Raw genomic sequence first — 16,567 nt, forward strand, 5'->3', positions numbered from 1 at the left:
ACGGCTTTTATGTTTTTTAACTAAGCTTGTGTATTACAAGTCCGGAACGAAGTTTAGGTTCAAACCATGTTGTTTTGGGGGGCATGATGTTTCCGGTATCGGCAATGTCCATGAGTTGCTTCATTGATACAGGGTATAATGCGAGAGCTACACGCATCTCTCCACTGTCGACACGTTTTTGAAGTTCACCCAGTCCACGTATGCCTCCGACGAAATCGATTCTTTTGTCGGAACGCAGGTCAGTGATACCCAATATGTCACGTAAGATAAGGTCTGATGATATGGTGACGTCGAGTACTCCGATAGGGTCATTTTCTTTATAGGTTCCCGGTTTGGCCGTGAGCGAATACCAGTTGTGATTGAGGTACAAAGCGAAATTGTGCAGAGCAGCGGGCTTGTATATTTCGGAGCCTTTTTTTTCGATAAAGAAGTGCTCTGATATTTTTTCGAGAAATTGTTCGTCAGTGAGTCCGTTAAGGTCTTTTACTACTCGATTATAGTCGATAATGTTGAGTTGTGAAGCGGGGAAACATACTGCCAGGAAGAAGTTATATTCTTCGTCTCCGTTATGATTGGGGTTTGCTTTTGCTTTTTCGGCTCCTACGAGAGCTGCTGCTGCTGTCCTGTGGTGACCATCGGCGATATAGAGGTAAGGTATCTGGGCAAATAACCGGGTGATGCGGTCTATGGTTTCCGGATTATCTATTATCCAGAAATGATGTCCGAACCCATCGGGTGCAATGAAATCGTATTCTGCAGGATGGGATGTTGTCTCTGCAACGATTTGGTCTATTTCCTTGTTGTCGGGATAGGCGAAAAATACAGGTTCTATATTGGCATCGTTTATCCGGACATGTTTCATCCGGTCTTCTTCTTTGTCGCGGCGGGTAAGTTCGTGTTTTTTGATAACACCGTTGAGGTAATCATCGACATTAGCGCCTACGACGAGTCCGTATTGTGTACGTCCGTTCATGGTCTGGGCGTATACGTAATATCTTTCGGTCGGGTCTTGTTGCAGCCATCCTTTTTCTTGAAACTTCTTGAAGTTTTCTATGGCTTTTTGATATACTTTGGGATCGTGTTCGTCGGTTCCCGGAGCAAAGTCTATTTCGGGTTTAATGATATGGTAAAGCGACTTTTCGTTTCCGGCGGCTTCGTTCCTCGCTTCTTCCGAGTTGAGAACGTCGTAAGGACGCGATGCTACTTGCTCTACAAGTTCTTTTGGAGGTCTTACTCCTTTGAAAGGTTTTATCCGTGCCATGAGTATGTCGAATTATGGGGAATATCGTTTTTCCCGAATTTGGTGTCATTGAGATTGCCGATATTCATAAGTTAACTATAAGTAAATTTTTTGCGAAAATAATATTTAAAAAGGAAAGAGCGTCAAGAGCTGAAATTTTTTTTATTTTCTTTTACTCTATATTTTGTGGAGTTTTTGGAATCGGCTGGGACTTTATCGCAGTGTTTCGGGCAACCGATACCGGATTTTAGAACTGTTCGGGATTTGTAATAGACGGATATTTTGAATTCCGGATTGCCTGCAAATCTCTCCGGGAATTTTTATTTTATATTTCGATTTCGGCGAAGTTCCAGGAAAGCTTATGACAATAATCGTCTATTAATACAGAAAGAGTAAACAATCCGTTATCAATTGTTTACTCTTTGTAGTGTCCTTAACGGGTTCTTATTTGTTTACTTTGAATTTGTCGATGCCTTCTTTGAGGAAGCCTACTGATTGCTTGGCTGCTGCGATACCGGCGTTGATGTTGGCTTCGGCTGTTTGAGCTCCCATCTTTTTCGGAGTGAAGAAATAGCGGCCTTCAAATTTTTCGGCAAATACAGATGCGTTGTCCGGCTTAATATCGGATATGTATTTGAAGTCGGCACGGTCTTCCATCAGTTTTACGAGTTCTTCTTCGTCAATTACTTCTTTGCGGGCTGTATTGATAAGTACTGCCCCTTTGGGCATTTGCTTAAGCAGATTGTAATTGATTGATTTTTTCGTTTCCGGAGTGGCTGGGATGTGTAATGAGATGTATTGGCAGGTTGAGTACATTTCGTTAATATCTGTAATCGGTTTTACCCCCTCGGCTTCTATAGCTTCAGCAGGGCAATAGGGGTCAAAGGCGTATACTTCCATGCCAAATCCTTTGGCAATACGAGCAACGTTACGGCCGACTTGTCCGAAAGCGTGTATACCTAATTTTTTCCCTTTCAGCTCGGTGCCGGATGTTCCATTATAAAAGTTACGAACCAGCATTACGGCCATGCCAAATACAAGTTCGGCAACGGCATTTGAGTTTTGTCCGGGGGTGTTCATCACACATACTCCGTTTGCTGTTGCTGTTGCCAAATCTATATTGTCATATCCTGCACCTGCACGTACAGCAATTTTTAGTTTTTTTGCTGCGTTCAATACTTCGGCATCGAGAATGTCGCTTCTTACAATTACACCGTCTACATCGGCAATGGCTTCGATAAGTTTACTTTTTTCTCCATATTTTTCCAGGAGAATCATTTCGATACCGGCTTTGTCCAGTTCTTTTTTGATTCCTTCTACGGCAATGGCAGCAAAAGGTTTGTCTGTAGCTACTAATATTTTCATGTTTTTATTTTTTTATATCTGTCACTGCTACGTGCCACTCGGCTAAACAGTGGCAGATGTGATGTTTTTTTTAAAAGCGGAGAGTTGTCTCAAAACAACGTATAATGGCGTTGGTTTATGAGACAACTCTCTAATTGTATTGTACTGTATTAGAAAATTAGTGATTCTTTTCGAATTCTTTCATTGTCTCGATAAGAGCTTCTACACTTGATTTCGGCATCGCATTGTATATAGATGCCCGGAATCCGCCTACTGAGCGGTGACCTTTGATACCTATCATTCCTTTGCTGGTTGCAAATTCGGCAAATTCGGTTTCGAGGTCTTTGTATTCGTCGTTCATAACAAAGCATACATTCATGATAGACCGGTCTTCTTCTTTGGCAGTACCTCTAAAGAGCTTGTTCCTATCTATTTCATCGTATAAGATGGCTGCTTTTTCAAGGTTCATCTTTTCGAGTACCTTTACACCTCCGAGTTGTTTGTAATATTTGAGTGTCTGCAATGCAGAGAATACCGGCAAGCAAGGCGGTGTATTGAACATAGAACCTTTCTTGATGTGGGTACGATAATCAAGCATAGTAGGTATAGCCCGCTCTACATGTCCGAGAGCACCTTCTCTGACAATGGCAATGGTTACTCCGGCGGGAGCCAGATTTTTTTGAGCTCCGGCATAGATTATATCGTACTTGGCAACGTCGATAGGACGGGAGAATATGTCGGACGACATGTCGGCTACTAACGGAACTTTAACGTCCGGGTCATAGCGCATTTCCGTACCAAAAATCGTATTGTTGGTCGTGATATGGAAATAGTCAGCGTCTTCGGGTACGGTATAGTTTTTAGGGATGTATGTGAAGTTATCTTCTTTGGAAGAAGCAACGACATCGACTTCACCGAAGAGCTTGGCTTCTTTTATGGCATTTACAGCCCACGTACCTGTTTCCAGATAGGCAGCTTTCTTTTTCAATAAATTAAAGGGCACCATACAGAATTGCATGCTGGCACCGCCTCCTACAAAAACAACATCATAACCTTCAGGTACTTCCAACAACTCTTTTACGAGAGCTCTGGCTTCGTCCATAACGGCAACAAATTCTTTACTTCTGTGGGAGATTTCCAATAGTGATAGTCCGGTTCCTGCAAAGTCCAATACAGCATCAGCTGTATTTTTAATGGTGTACTCACTTAAGATAGAAGGCCCTGCATAAAAATTGTGCTTCTTCATTTGATCGTTTTTATAGTTAATTATATTGTTTTTTGTCTGTTTCTCAGATATTGTAATAATGATGCGAAATTAATATTTTTTTTGTGTACGACAAAGAAATAAGCTACAATTTGAATTTAATTTGATGTAATTTTTGTCTATTTGTTAGTGTGTGAAGATTTTAGCGAACAATCCTTTAAATATTTGATGAAATATACTGGCAAAAGTTGTGTGTTTGCGTAAAATTTTGTTGTTGTTGTCAGTGGCGTACTGTGGGGAGTGCAATAAGGATATTACGAGCTTAATCCTGTTTCGAAAAAAAGGTGCAGTGTTTTGCTATCTATAATTACACCTATTTTCGAAACAGAGAGGGGGTCGCAAATGTATTATTTTATGATAATTTTTTGTGCTGTATTCGTGTTGTTAGCGGTCACTACAACCATATAGATTCCGGAGGTATGTATATTTATCCGGGTCGTATTTGCCAGGTTTTTGTCTATAGTATTTATCAATTGTCCTGTGATGTTATATAGGTGTATGGTTTGTATGTCGGATGCCGAGGTTATTATGATGTCTTTTCCTTGTGTGTAGATGTATATCGGATTAGCGGTTTGGCTTTTCTTTATATCGGTAGTAATATCGTTTCGCCAGATATGTATGGGCAGTCCTCCATTTATGTTTCCAGACTCGAGGTCTGTTTTCCATGCCGGAAATTCTTGTTCAGCATTGAGCTCGGTTACAAATTCGGCGGTTTTCATTTCTTCTATTGTTTTTTTGATAGCAGTGTTGGCATTATTTTCGTCCCCGTTTATATAATAACAGTTTGAGACGGTAGCTTTTACACTACTGGCTTTGGTCAATATCCCTCCTGTGCGAGAGTCGTTTCCTGTGGAGGCAATATTCCCTGCCGAATAGCAATTACTGATACTGAAACCGGTGTTGTCATCGAGTCGTCCGATTATGCCGCCTGTGTAGTTTTTTCCGGAGATGTTTCCTGTAGAGTAACAGTTGGCAACTGAAAAAGCTTTGGTCGAACGGAACATACCGATGAGGCCTCCGGTGTTATCTCCTGAAGCTGTAACGTCAGCATCGCTGAAACACCCGCTTATCGTATGCCCCTCTGTATTGATATAACAACGCCCCACCAAGCCTCCGACACGTTCTTTGCCCATGACGGAACTGTTGCCGGTAATACCCAGATTCAGAATCGTTGCGTTGTAAACGTATCCGAAAAGCCCTACTCCCGATGTGGTCGGCCGGTTTACATAGAGATTGGAAATAAGGTGCGAGTTGCCGTCGAATGTGCCTCTGAAGCTGATATCATCGGATGTCCCTATCGGAGACCACTCCTTCCCCCCGAGGTCTATATCGTTCATAAGTACGAAGTACTGTCCGGTGAAGGTTTCCCCCCCGTTTACCTGCCGGCTCAATAGTGCCAGGTCCTGGGGCGAATGTATCTGCCATGGATTTCTTTCACTGCCATCTCCTCCGGAAAATTCTTCAGAAACTGATATCCCGTCCCAAGTACTGGCGGCGAATGTTGTAACACTAAATGCATACAATAACAAGAATGTAAAAGTAAATAATTTTTTCATGATTGTTGGTTTTAGTAATTTGACAAATGTTTGTTTGTATTTTGTATTGGCAAATGTATTCGGTCGGTGTAAGTATTCGGGGGAAATGGTGTTCGAATTAGGGGATATATTTGTACAAAAAGCAAATTAGTTTCTTTCTATATTTGTGTTATACCTTATCTATATTGGGGAAAATTCGTTCCTTGTTTTATTATTTGCAAAGGATGCTTTTTTATTTTTTCAATAAATATTTTCGGAAAATATTATGGAAATTTTCATTTTTCAGACAATAAGGATTGTGGGCTATTTGTATTTTTTTGTCCTCCGAATCGTATTATCTTATCCCGTAAAGATGGTATCAGGGGGATACTTTTGTAAAAAGTTTATTTGTCCACAATTTTTGAAATTCAATTCGCATTATGAAAAAGTTTATTGTAATTGTAATATCTTTTCTTACTATTTTACAGGTGCCCGTGTCTGGTGAAATAAGGCGTATCAAGTTGGGGGGATTGCCCCAGCATCCAAGAATATTGCTATTGAAAAACGAAGAACAGAGTATCAGACGTTTTATTTCTTCGGATGTCTGTTGGGAGAAGATACATGAGACAATACTTACCGAGAGTGAGAAGTTGTTGTCCGTACCTCCTATAGAACGGGTTATGGTCGGCCGGCGGTTGCTCGATGTGTCACGAAAGGCTTTGCGTAATATTTTTTTCTTATCTTATTCCTATCGTCTTACGAATGATAAAGCGTATGCCGAACGGGCTGAGAAAGAACTTCTGGCTGTTGCTGCTTTTAAAGACTGGAATCCGTCACATTTCCTGGATGTGGGTGAGATGACTATGGGAGTAGCTATCGGCTATGACTGGTTATATGACTGGCTTTCAGAGGAATCTAAATCAATTGTGCGGAATGCTATTATTGAAAAAGGTATCAAGCCATCCATGGACGATAGATATAATGATTTTATAACGGCCCATAACAATTGGAGCCAGGTATGTAATACGGGTATTGCTTATGGTGCTTTGGCAATAGCGGAGGATGAGCCTGCTTTGGCTGAGGAAATGTTGCACAGGTCTGTCAATAATATTTATATGGCTGATTATGCTCCGGATGGGGCTTATCCTGAAGGTGCGGGGTACTGGAGTTATGGAACTTCTTATAATGTAATGTTTATCAGTGCTTTGGATAAGGCTTTTGGTACGGATTTCGGATTGTCCGAAACTCCGGGATTTAAACAAACGGCCGAATATGCGCAACATGTAATTGCGAATGATTACCATATTTTTAATTATAGTGACAGTGACGAGTATGGACGTACTGGGTTGAATACAACGTTATTTTGGTTTGCCCGGAAGTATGATGACGGGACATTGTTGTGGATGCAGAAGAGGGAATTGGAGAGATTGAACAAATTAGGAGGATATCGTCTTTTGCCGGCTTTGATGGTATGGGCCAATGGTATAAAACAGCGTACGATATTACCTCCGAAAAAAAAGATGTTTACGGCTCAGGGTAAATCTCCGGTCTGTTTTATGAGGACGTCATGGACAGATAAGAAAGCTATTTTTTTAGGTTTTAAGTTAGGCTCGCCTTCGGTCAGCCATGCGCATATGGATATCGGTTCTTTTGTTATGGTGGCCGATGGAGTACGTTGGGCTTGTGATTTTGGGATGCAGCAATATGAGTCTTTGGAGTCAAAAGGGTTGGATATATGGAACAGAGAACAGAATTCTCAAAGATGGCAGGTATTCAGGTATAATAATATGGCTCATAACACGCTGACATTTGACAATCAATTGCAAAGAGTCAAAGGGTACGCTAAGGTAGACCGCTGGGGAGAGTCTGATAAATTGATGTTTGCCGTATCGGACTTGACGGATATGTATCGTGACCGGGTGTCGGAAGTAAAAAGGGGGGTAGCAATTGTAGGTGAAAAAAATCAGTATGTGGTAGTTCGTGATGAGATAGAGGGTGGTAAAGAACTTTCAACAGTACGGTGGAACATGCTGACCGAGTGTCGGGCTGAGATGATAGGGGACGGTAAGGCTGTATTGGTAGCAAAGAATGGGAAAAGACTGGTATTGCGGGTGGATTACCCGAAAGGGGTGAAAGTGTGTACCTGGTCTACAAAGTCTCCTAATAGCTGGGATGCCGGGAATAAGAATACCGTTTTTGTCGGGTTTGAGTATAAGGTGCCTGCGGGTGAGAAGGTCGTATTACAGGTAAGTCTTTTGCCGGGGAAGAAGGATAATGGACTTTTGTATAATAAGGAATTGGTTAACTGGTGAGTTTAAAATTTAGTTCTATGAAAACATTTTTATTTTTTATTTTTAGTGTGTGCTGTTCTGCATTGTATGCTGTTCCTGTCTGGGACGGGATATCAGTTTCTGAAGAATTTTCCGGAGGAGATGGCAGTGAAAGAAATCCATGGCAGATACATTCGCCCCAGGACCTGGCACTATTGAGCCGGCAGGTAAACGGGGGGGAAACCTTCACCGGACAGTACTTCGTACTTATGAACGATATAGACCTCGGGGGGAAGGAGTGGTCTCCGATAGGGACATCCGATGATATCAGCTTCAGAGGCACATTCGACGGCAACTCGCACCTTATTTCCAATCTCTATGTAAACCGGCCGACCACATCGGGAGTAGGGCTTTTCGGATACGTTTACAACGCAACGATTCTGAATCTGGGTATTACCGGCAACAGTTCCGTCATGGGCAAAGAACGTGTCGGAGGCTTGGTGGGGCGTTGTTATATCAATACAGAGGGGCATGTGATAAGCGGGTGTTTCAGCGATGCTGACGTTGCAGCTTCGAATAATAGTGCTGGAGGGCTGATAGGAATATTTCGTTCTACAAAGGCTTTTTCGGTGGAGGACTGTTATTCTGCCGGGAATGTAACCAGCTATAATTATACGGGTGGAATATTGGGACAATTGGATCAGAATACAGATTTCAGTATCAGTAATTGTTATTCGTCAGGAATGATTTCGTCTGTTTCTGAAAGTCCCCGTACGGGTGGAATATTGACGAAAGTAAGCAGCATTCGGGCTATTGTCTCGAATTGCTATTATATAAACGGGGATGAAAGTAATGCTAACTCGGCGTTGAGGAAAACGGCAGAAGAAATGAGGTCGAAGGAGTTTGTGGAGTTGCTGAATAATCATCGGGAGTCATTGCCTTGGAAAGCAGATTTTGAGAACCCTGTATTGAATGGAGGGCTGCCGATTCATAACTGGCGGGAACCTTTGTCTATCGAGTTGAACATGAATGAGATAGTGATTGCTACTCTTGTCGATAAGCCTAAGAGTATGGAGCTTATCTGTACATTGGGGTTTGTTTGTAGTCTCGATAATATTGTCTGCGAGCTTGGTGATTCTTCTCCTTTTTCGGTAGCGGGAAAGAGTGAACTCAGCGGTAATCGTGTACAGATTACGGTTGTACTCGACAGTGAGATTACGGGTGAATTTTCTGATATGTTGAGGGTACGTTTTTCTTCTCAGGGAGCCGAGCTTAAAATACCATTGCGGGGTTCTGTATTTGAGAATGCTGCAATATTGTTGTCGACAGACGAACTGGAGTTCAATGTATGCGAAGGAGAGGGAATGTCTTTACAATTTATGTTTTCGGGAGCTAATCTTGCGAATGATGTGCTGTTGTCGGTAAGGGGTGATGCTGCTTATTTTACACTTGATAAAAATCGTATTGCTGCGGATGAGGTAAATGCGGGAATTCCGGTTACGGTGACTTTTGACGGGAAGGCCAATGCGGAAGCTACGGTAGAGATGACATCATTGTCGGGTACAGGAGATGAGATAACGGCTTCGTTGCGACTTACGGGGAAAATGGCTCCTGCACCGGTTTTTACGGAGGCAGCGATAGCATCGGGAGGATATGATTATGTTGCCGTTCGGGTGGCATCGGATAGTATAACTACGGTTTATTATGTATTAAAAACTGAGCCGGATGGAAAAATGACGGCAGATTTGATAAGGAAAAGTCCTGATAAAAAGTGTAAATATTTGGAGTTTCCTTTTGTGGCTGAGGGGATATTGTTGGAGAATCTGGATGCATCGATAAAGTATTATTTGTACTTGGCTTTGGCAAAAGGGGACAAAATGGAGTGTCTGTCGTTCGTCCCGGGACCAGAACTTTCTGTGGGGATGGAACATCGGGACGATTGTCGTGTGTGGGCTACCAAGGGAGGAATATGTGTTGTCTCAGACTTTTCCGGCCCTGTCGGTGTATCGATTTATAATTTGAAAGGAGTGCTATTGAAGACGGTAGTTTCCATGCAGAATGAGATATGGGTCGATATGAATGGCAAAGGTGTCTATGTCGTTGTCATTACCTCTGCTGACGGTCGTTATGTAAAAAAGATGGTTTTGGACTGATAGTGTCGGGAGATGATTGAGATGAGAGAGTTAAATTTTAAGGTTGGGAAGATGAAATATTTCAAATTTATATTTTTACTGGGTGCATTTGTGTTTTGCCAAATGGCGGCTATGGCTCAGGAGCGGAGGGTTTCGGGAAAGGTTTCTGATGAGAATGAGCAACCTCTTGCCGGGGTTGTCGTGAGGGCTTTGGAGGATAATGCCGGAACTATGACCGACAAGGATGGCCGGTATTCGTTGAAGATTGCGGATGGAGTGAAGAGGCTGGAATTTTCAATGTTGGGCTATACTAAGATTGTGAAATCTTTAGGCGATAAGACAGTTGTCAATGTTAAGATGACCGAGCAGGATAAACGGTTGTCCGAGGTGGTGGTTATCGGTTATGGTGCCGTTTCGAAAAAAGACCTTACCGGAGCTGTGGGACAAGTGAATGTGGAAGATTTGGCGAAAGCTCCGGTGGGGTCTTTTGCCGAGGCTCTGGCGGGGAGAGTATCGGGTGTACAAGTGTCGTCGGTCGACGGGCAGCCCGGAGCAGAGAATAGTATTATTATTCGTGGTGCCAATTCATTGACGCAGAATAATTCCCCGTTGTTTGTCGTAGACGGCATACCGATGGAAGATTTTGATCCGGCTTCGCTTAGTGCCGAGGATATAAAATCGATGAGTGTGTTGAAAGATGCATCGGCAATCGCTATCTATGGTTCACGTGCGGCAAATGGTGTAATTGTGATTACGACCCAGAAAGGTATGGTCGGTAAACCTATTGTATCGTTTAGTGCCAAAGTAGGTTTTCCCCGTATGACAAACTGGATAGAGATGATGGATGCTTATGAGTATGTGAAGTATTTGGAAGAATATGATGAAAGTCGGGCAAGGTTGCTTTATTTTCAGGATGGCAAGACGTTGGAAGATTATAGGAATGCGCCGGGTATCAATTGGCAGAAACAGATTTCGGCTTCTAATCCGATGACGATGATTTATGATTTGTCGGTAAGAGGCGGTACACCACAAACCCGCTATTCGATTTCTGGTTCGTATTATGGACAAGATGGGATTATCAGTAATTCGGGAAATTCATCTTTCCGGGGGCGGGCGAGTATAGACCAGATGATTCGTTCCAAATTCAAAGTAGGTGTCGATGTGACGGGTAGCCATAATAAAAATTACGGACAGCTGATTTCATCGGAGGGAATAAGTTCAACGACAATTACTAATTTGCTATACCGGGTATGGGCGTATCGTCCGTATAGTCCTAATTCAGATTTGGAGGAGTTATTGGTGGACGATGACATGTATTCGAATAATGATTTTCGTATCAATCCGGTACTTTCCAATTCGAACGAGTTTCGAGAACAAATCAGAGACGATTTGAGGGTAACAGCATATATGGAGTACAAACCGACCGGTTATCTGACGATAAATGTGCGGGGGGCAGTAAATAACAGAAAAGAGTCTACGGAGAATTTTAATAACAGCAATACAATAAATGGAAGTCCGTATAATAATCGCAATACAAAAGGACAATGGGGCAGTGTGTCGCATTATCAACGTACGATATATACTAATGAGAATACGATAACTTTCGATAGGAAGATACGAGATGTGCATCATTTGAACGTGGTAGGTGGAGCGTCGTTTGAGTTGGGTGTTACCAAATCGGATGGTATGACGGCCATTAATGTCCCTTATGATGAGTTGGGTATTTATGGTTTGGGTATGGGGGTAGCAAACGGGGTTTCCTATTCTTACGGTGATTATACAATGGCTTCTTTTTATGGACGCGCCAATTATGTTTATGACTCGCGATATCTCTTTACAGTAACGATGCGTGCCGATGGTTCTTCTAAATTTGCTCCAGGGCATAAATGGGGATATTTTCCTTCGGTAGCAGCATCGTGGAATGTCGCAGAGGAGGAGTTTTTAAGGTATGTACCTCAGATTTCGTCGTTGAAACTGAGAACGAGTTATGGTGTGACAGGAAATAATCGTATAGGCAATTATGATTATATGGCTTCGCTGGACTCCGGAATAAAAAATTATTATTCTTTTGGTAACCAGACTCCGTCGTTGGGCGTGGGAACTTCGAGATTGGCCAATCCTAAATTGAAATGGGAAGAGACAAAACAATTCGATGCGGGTATCGATTTCTCGATATTGAATAACCGAATTTCCTTTACAGTCGATTATTACAATAAATATACGGATAATTTGTTGCTGAACTCTCAGATTCCCGCCAGTACGGGATATACGTATGCCATGCAGAATATTGGAAAGGTGAGAAACTCGGGTTGGGAGTTTTCGTTTGAGAGTACGAACATCAAGACTCCTGTTTTTGCTTGGAAGTCAGGATTTAATATCAGTTTTAATCGGAATAAAGTGTTGAAATTGAACAATGATCAGAACAACCGTCTGGATTTTGCCCGTTTCCAAACGACTTACAACAATACGCCTATGTACATTACGGAAGTGGGCAAACCGATGGGATTGTTTTATGGCTTTATTTTTGACGGGATATATCAGACGAGTGATTTCAGGAATTTGACGGAGGGGATTTATGTATTGAATCCGGGAGTAGCAGATAACGGGAGTTCGGATGTGAGTCCCGGGGTAATTAAATACAAGGACATAAACGGAGACGGTACGATAAATGATTATGATCGGGTAATACTGGGGTCTCCTCATCCTAAACATACGGGAGGTTTTACAAATGATTTTAGTTATTCGACCCGCAGGATAGGGACTTTTACATTGAATGTATTGTTGCAGTGGTCTTATGGCAATAAGGTATTTAATGCTAATCGGTTGATATTTGAAGGAAATGGTACGGCTCAGGTAGGAATAAACCAGTATAAGTCTTATGAGGAGCGCTGGACTCCCGACCATCCGTCTAATACGTTGTTTAAGACGAAAGGGGCAGGGCCTCAGGGTTTTATATCTGACCGTACGCTTGAGGACGGCTCGTATTTGAGGTTGAAAACATTGGAGTTGGGGTATGATTTGCCGCAGAGGTGGATGAAAAAGATAAAGGTGCGCAGCATAAATTTGAATATTGCCGCACAAAATCTGTTTACTTGGACTCGTTATTCGGGATTGGATCCGGAAGTTTCTATTTTGAACAGTGTCTTGACTTCGGGTTTTGATTTTTGTGCTTATCCAAGGGCAAAGACTGTAACGTTTGGTTTTCGTATAAGATTATAATAATGATATATATAAGGAGTCATATTATGAAATTGATATGGATTATTAGTTTAGCTTCGGTAATAGGATTGGCCGGTTTGGGGTGTAGTGATTTTCTGGAGCGAGAGCCTAAGAATATGTTATATCCGGATACGTATTATAATTCGGAGAAGAATCTGGAGGCGGCTCTTACGGGAGTGTATTCAACACTGGGAGATACTTATCTTTATGGCAATAATTATGTGGTGGGGCTGGGTAATGATGCCGATGAGTCCTATTATTTCAGGAGTACATATACTTATGGGCCTGTTATTTATAATCATACGGCAAGTGATGCCGGTGTTTCTAATTTGTGGACGATTTTGTATAAAGGGATAGGCCGAGCGAACTTGTTACTTTATAAACTTCCTCAAGCGGAAGTGGAGGAAAAGGTGAAAGAGCGTATCAAAGGTGAGGCTTTATTTTTACGTGGATATTTCTATTTTTTGTTGGTACAGACGTTTGGCAGTGTACCGTTGGTACTGGAACCTACACTGGTACCTGAGAATATGAGTGTGCCTCAGTCTTCTCCGGCAGATGTTTATGCTCAAATTTTGAAAGATATGGAAATGGCGGAGGGCCTGGTGTTTACGTTGAATGATGTTAATCATGCCGGACGAGTGACACAATCGGCCGTGAGAGGTATATTGGCGAGGGTTTGCCTGTATATGGCAGGCGAGCCGGTCAATGATATTACTAAATACAAGGATGCCCGCTATTGGTGTAAAAAAGTAATGGAAGATACAGAGTTTAAGCACGAACTGAATCCTGATTATCGGCAAGTGTTTATCAATCTTGCACAGGATAAGTATGATACGAAAGAGAGTATTTGGGAGGTCGAGTTTTGGGGCAATCTGTCTGATGCGTATGGCGAGACTGGGATAATCGGCGGTATGAACGGCATTAATAATGATTATGATTCGGAAATAGGGATAGCCCGAGGAATGTATGCAGCGACGGGAACGTTTTATAAGATATATGAGGAGGATGACACGTTGAGACGGGATTGGAACATTGCTCCGTTTACGTACTCTTCTACTCCGGATGAGAAAGATAACAGTAAGTATCATACAGTCAAGGTGTATCATGCTCCGGAGAGTTACTGGCGTCGTTATTTGGGTAAGTACCGTCGGGAGATGGAGACGTTGGTTCCTAAGGCAGCGCATAATACTCCTATCAATTATCCGCTGTTGCGTTATTCGGATGTGTTGTTGATGTATGCCGAGGCTGAGAATGAATTGTTCAAAATGCCTACCGGGGCTGCTTATAATGCTATAAACCAGGTGAGAAGAAGAGCTTTTGGCAAGTTGATGGAGGGTGCTGTAGATGTGGATAAATATGATGTAAGGGGATTGGACTATCGGTCTTTCCAGAAAATTGTACGTGAGGAGCGGTCGAGAGAGCTCTGCTTTGAGTCGTTGCGCAAGGGTGATTTGATACGTTGGGGGATATTCGTGGAGCGTATGCATGAGGTAGCTGATGATATAGAACAGGATATGGCTGATGTGAAAGAGGTGAATTATAAGCCTGCGTCGTATTGTGTAACGGGGTTCCGTAATGTTTCGGAAAAGCATATTTTGCAGCCTATTCCTGCCAAGGAATTGTCTTTGAACAGATTGTTGAAACAAAATCCGTCGTGGTAATAAAAAGTAGTATATAGTATGAGGACTTTTAGTAATATAATAGGAGGGGGCGTATTGTTGTTGACAAGCATGTTTGCGTGTAACGACCCTATGGAAGTAGATAATGCGGAACTGGAAGTGTGGGCTGATGAGGTAGTTGTACCGGCAGGAAAGAGTGTAGTTTTCAATATTTCGGGTAATGCGAAATTGATTTCATTCTATTCGGGTGAGTGGGGTAATGATTATCGGTACAAAGATGCGGGGCGACAATTACCGATAGAATCTTTGGAGCTTAATTTCGGGTCATTGCTTAGTAATGCTAAACAGAAAAGTGAGCGATATGTGCTTTTGTCGACAGATTTTAATGGTAATTATAAAGATATAGGGGCAATACAGAAGGCGACATGGCAGGATGTCACGAGTCATTTTACTCTGGCCGGGTCGAATAATGAAACAGAATCGGGAACTTTAAACCTGGATGATTTTGTAATTCCGGGGAAACCGTTGTATATTGCGTTTCGATATTTGTGTTTTCCAATAGCATCAGAGTCGGGTGCTCCGAGTTGGCGTATCAACCGTCTTTTACTGAATGCGAAAACGAAGGAGGGAGATATGAAGGTTGCCGATATCTCTACTACGGCTTATACTGCAGGATTTAATATTGTTGATTTCGGAAAAGGGACAAATATGGAAAGTATCAGTATTGTATCGGCTTCGTTGGTGAGGTTACAAGGAAAGGACGGACCTACGGAACAGGGGAATGAGGTATGGGCGATTTCGAAAGGTATAGATACGGGAGTCTTGCCGCTCTTGCCTGATGTTGCCGTTCCGGTGAAGGGTGTGGCTGATGCTGATATAAAGCAATATGTACATACGTATATGACTCCGGGTAGGTATACGGCAGTTTTTGTCGGTAGTAACGTAACTGCCGGACATCGTTCGGAGGTGGTGAAAAGTGTAGAAATTGAAGTTTTACCATGAGTGTTAGGGTGATGTGTAGATATGTGAATTTAGTTGTTATTTTTATTCTCATGGTACCGTTAGTATTATCGTGCCAGTCGGATGTTTTGGCCGGCAAGGATATGAACGGAATGGAGGCTGTGTGGCGGTCGTCTGCCGATGTGCCCGGTCATCCTCGTTTGTTCTTATTGAAAGGAGAAGAGGAGAATATCAAAGCGATATTGGCTGATGTGCAGTATGCAAAGGTACATAACGGGATATTGTCTACTGCGGAAAATTTGTTGTCTAAGCCTCTTTCTGAACGGGTATTGACCGGTAAGAGGTTGCTGGATGTATCGCGTGAGTGCATTAAGCGTATATTTTACTGGTCTTATGCATACCGGATGACTGCTGATTCCCGTTTTTTGAAAAGAGCCCGGCAGGAGATGTTGGCTGTTGCAAGTTTCAGTGACTGGAATCCTTCTCACTTTCTGGATGTTGCGGAGATGACAGTAGCCATGTCTATAGGGTATGATTGGTTATATGACGACTTGCCGGATACAGAAAGGGCTTTGATAAAGGACGCTATTTTGAAGAAAGGGTTGGAGCCTTCTATGGATTCAGAAAATAATGATTTTCTTTGGAAGGCCAATAATTGGAATCAAGTATGTAATGCGGCTATGGTTATAGGTGCTCTGGCTCTTTATGAGGATGATGAGGAATTTGCGAAGGAGATAATAACTCGGTCTGTAGCTTCAATAAAACTGGCTCTGTCCGGTTATGGAATAGATGGAAATTATCCGGAGGGATATGGTTATTGGGGATACGGCACTTCTTATCAAGCTATATTTTTCTCAGCATTGCAGAAGGCGTTACAGACGGACTTCGGGTTGTTGATTGATGTACCGGGATTTGATAATTCAGGGCAGTATGCTTTGCAGATGATAGCTCCGTCATTGTTGTCTTTCAATTATTCGGATACTGACAGCGGTACGTCGATGAATC

9 protein-coding genes and 1 pseudogene are annotated in these 16,567 nt (G+C 42.4%); 6 read left to right on the top strand and 4 right to left on the bottom strand.

Going from position 1 to position 16,567, the window contains the following annotated elements; translation table 11 throughout:
* Nucleotides 1-16: 16 nt before the first annotated feature.
* The 4 genes from BN2628_RS15725 to BN2628_RS15745 all read right to left on the bottom strand — a co-directional run bounded on the left by BN2628_RS15725 (nucleotide 17) and on the right by BN2628_RS15745 (nucleotide 5,404).
* Nucleotides 17-1,261 carry a DUF1015 domain-containing protein gene (locus BN2628_RS15725; protein WP_044230465.1) on the bottom strand — a complete coding sequence of 415 codons (1,245 nt, stop codon included), beginning with the start codon at nucleotides 1,259-1,261 and terminating at the stop codon, nucleotides 17-19.
* A gap of 423 nt (nucleotides 1,262-1,684) precedes the next feature.
* A complete protein-coding gene (locus BN2628_RS15735; protein ID WP_044230467.1) occupies nucleotides 1,685-2,605 on the bottom strand; it encodes an NAD(P)-dependent oxidoreductase in 921 nt (306 codons plus the stop codon).
* Nucleotides 2,606-2,762: 157 nt separating this feature from the next.
* The gene (gene serC, locus BN2628_RS15740; protein ID WP_044230468.1) at nucleotides 2,763-3,830 is read right to left on the bottom strand and encodes a 3-phosphoserine/phosphohydroxythreonine transaminase; all 1,068 of its coding nucleotides are present in this window, start codon (nucleotides 3,828-3,830) and stop codon (nucleotides 2,763-2,765) included.
* Between the two features lie 365 nt (nucleotides 3,831-4,195).
* Nucleotides 4,196-5,404: a T9SS type A sorting domain-containing protein gene (locus BN2628_RS15745; RefSeq protein ID WP_055099839.1), complete on the bottom strand. Its 1,209-nt coding sequence runs from the start codon at nucleotides 5,402-5,404 to the stop codon at nucleotides 4,196-4,198.
* Nucleotides 5,405-5,802: 398 nt separating this feature from the next.
* Between BN2628_RS15745 and BN2628_RS15750 the strand changes: the two genes are divergently transcribed.
* From BN2628_RS15750 to BN2628_RS15775, 6 genes and pseudogenes are all read left to right on the top strand, one after another.
* A complete protein-coding gene (locus BN2628_RS15750; RefSeq protein WP_021929210.1) occupies nucleotides 5,803-7,674 on the top strand; it encodes a heparinase II/III domain-containing protein in 1,872 nt (623 codons plus the stop codon).
* 17 nt (nucleotides 7,675-7,691) lie between these two features.
* Complete coding sequence (locus BN2628_RS15755; protein ID WP_154668487.1) at nucleotides 7,692-9,785, top strand: T9SS type A sorting domain-containing protein; 2,094 nt, start codon at nucleotides 7,692-7,694, stop codon at nucleotides 9,783-9,785.
* Nucleotides 9,786-9,836: 51 nt separating this feature from the next.
* Entirely contained in the window at nucleotides 9,837-12,983 is a 3,147-nt protein-coding gene (locus BN2628_RS15760; RefSeq protein ID WP_074024280.1) for a SusC/RagA family TonB-linked outer membrane protein, read from the top strand.
* Nucleotides 12,984-13,009: 26 nt separating this feature from the next.
* Nucleotides 13,010-14,644: a RagB/SusD family nutrient uptake outer membrane protein gene (locus BN2628_RS15765; protein ID WP_021931043.1), complete on the top strand. Its 1,635-nt coding sequence runs from the start codon at nucleotides 13,010-13,012 to the stop codon at nucleotides 14,642-14,644.
* Between the two features lie 18 nt (nucleotides 14,645-14,662).
* The gene (locus tag BN2628_RS15770) at nucleotides 14,663-15,604 is read left to right on the top strand and encodes a DUF5017 domain-containing protein (protein ID WP_082430191.1); all 942 of its coding nucleotides are present in this window, start codon (nucleotides 14,663-14,665) and stop codon (nucleotides 15,602-15,604) included.
* 50 nt (nucleotides 15,605-15,654) lie between these two features.
* Nucleotides 15,655-16,567, top strand: a pseudogene (locus tag BN2628_RS15775) (DUF4962 domain-containing protein); the annotation flags it as partial.

The organism is Gabonia massiliensis (assembly GCF_001403595.1).
In the GTDB taxonomy this organism is placed as follows: Bacteria; Bacteroidota; Bacteroidia; order Bacteroidales; family Coprobacteraceae; genus Coprobacter; species Coprobacter secundus.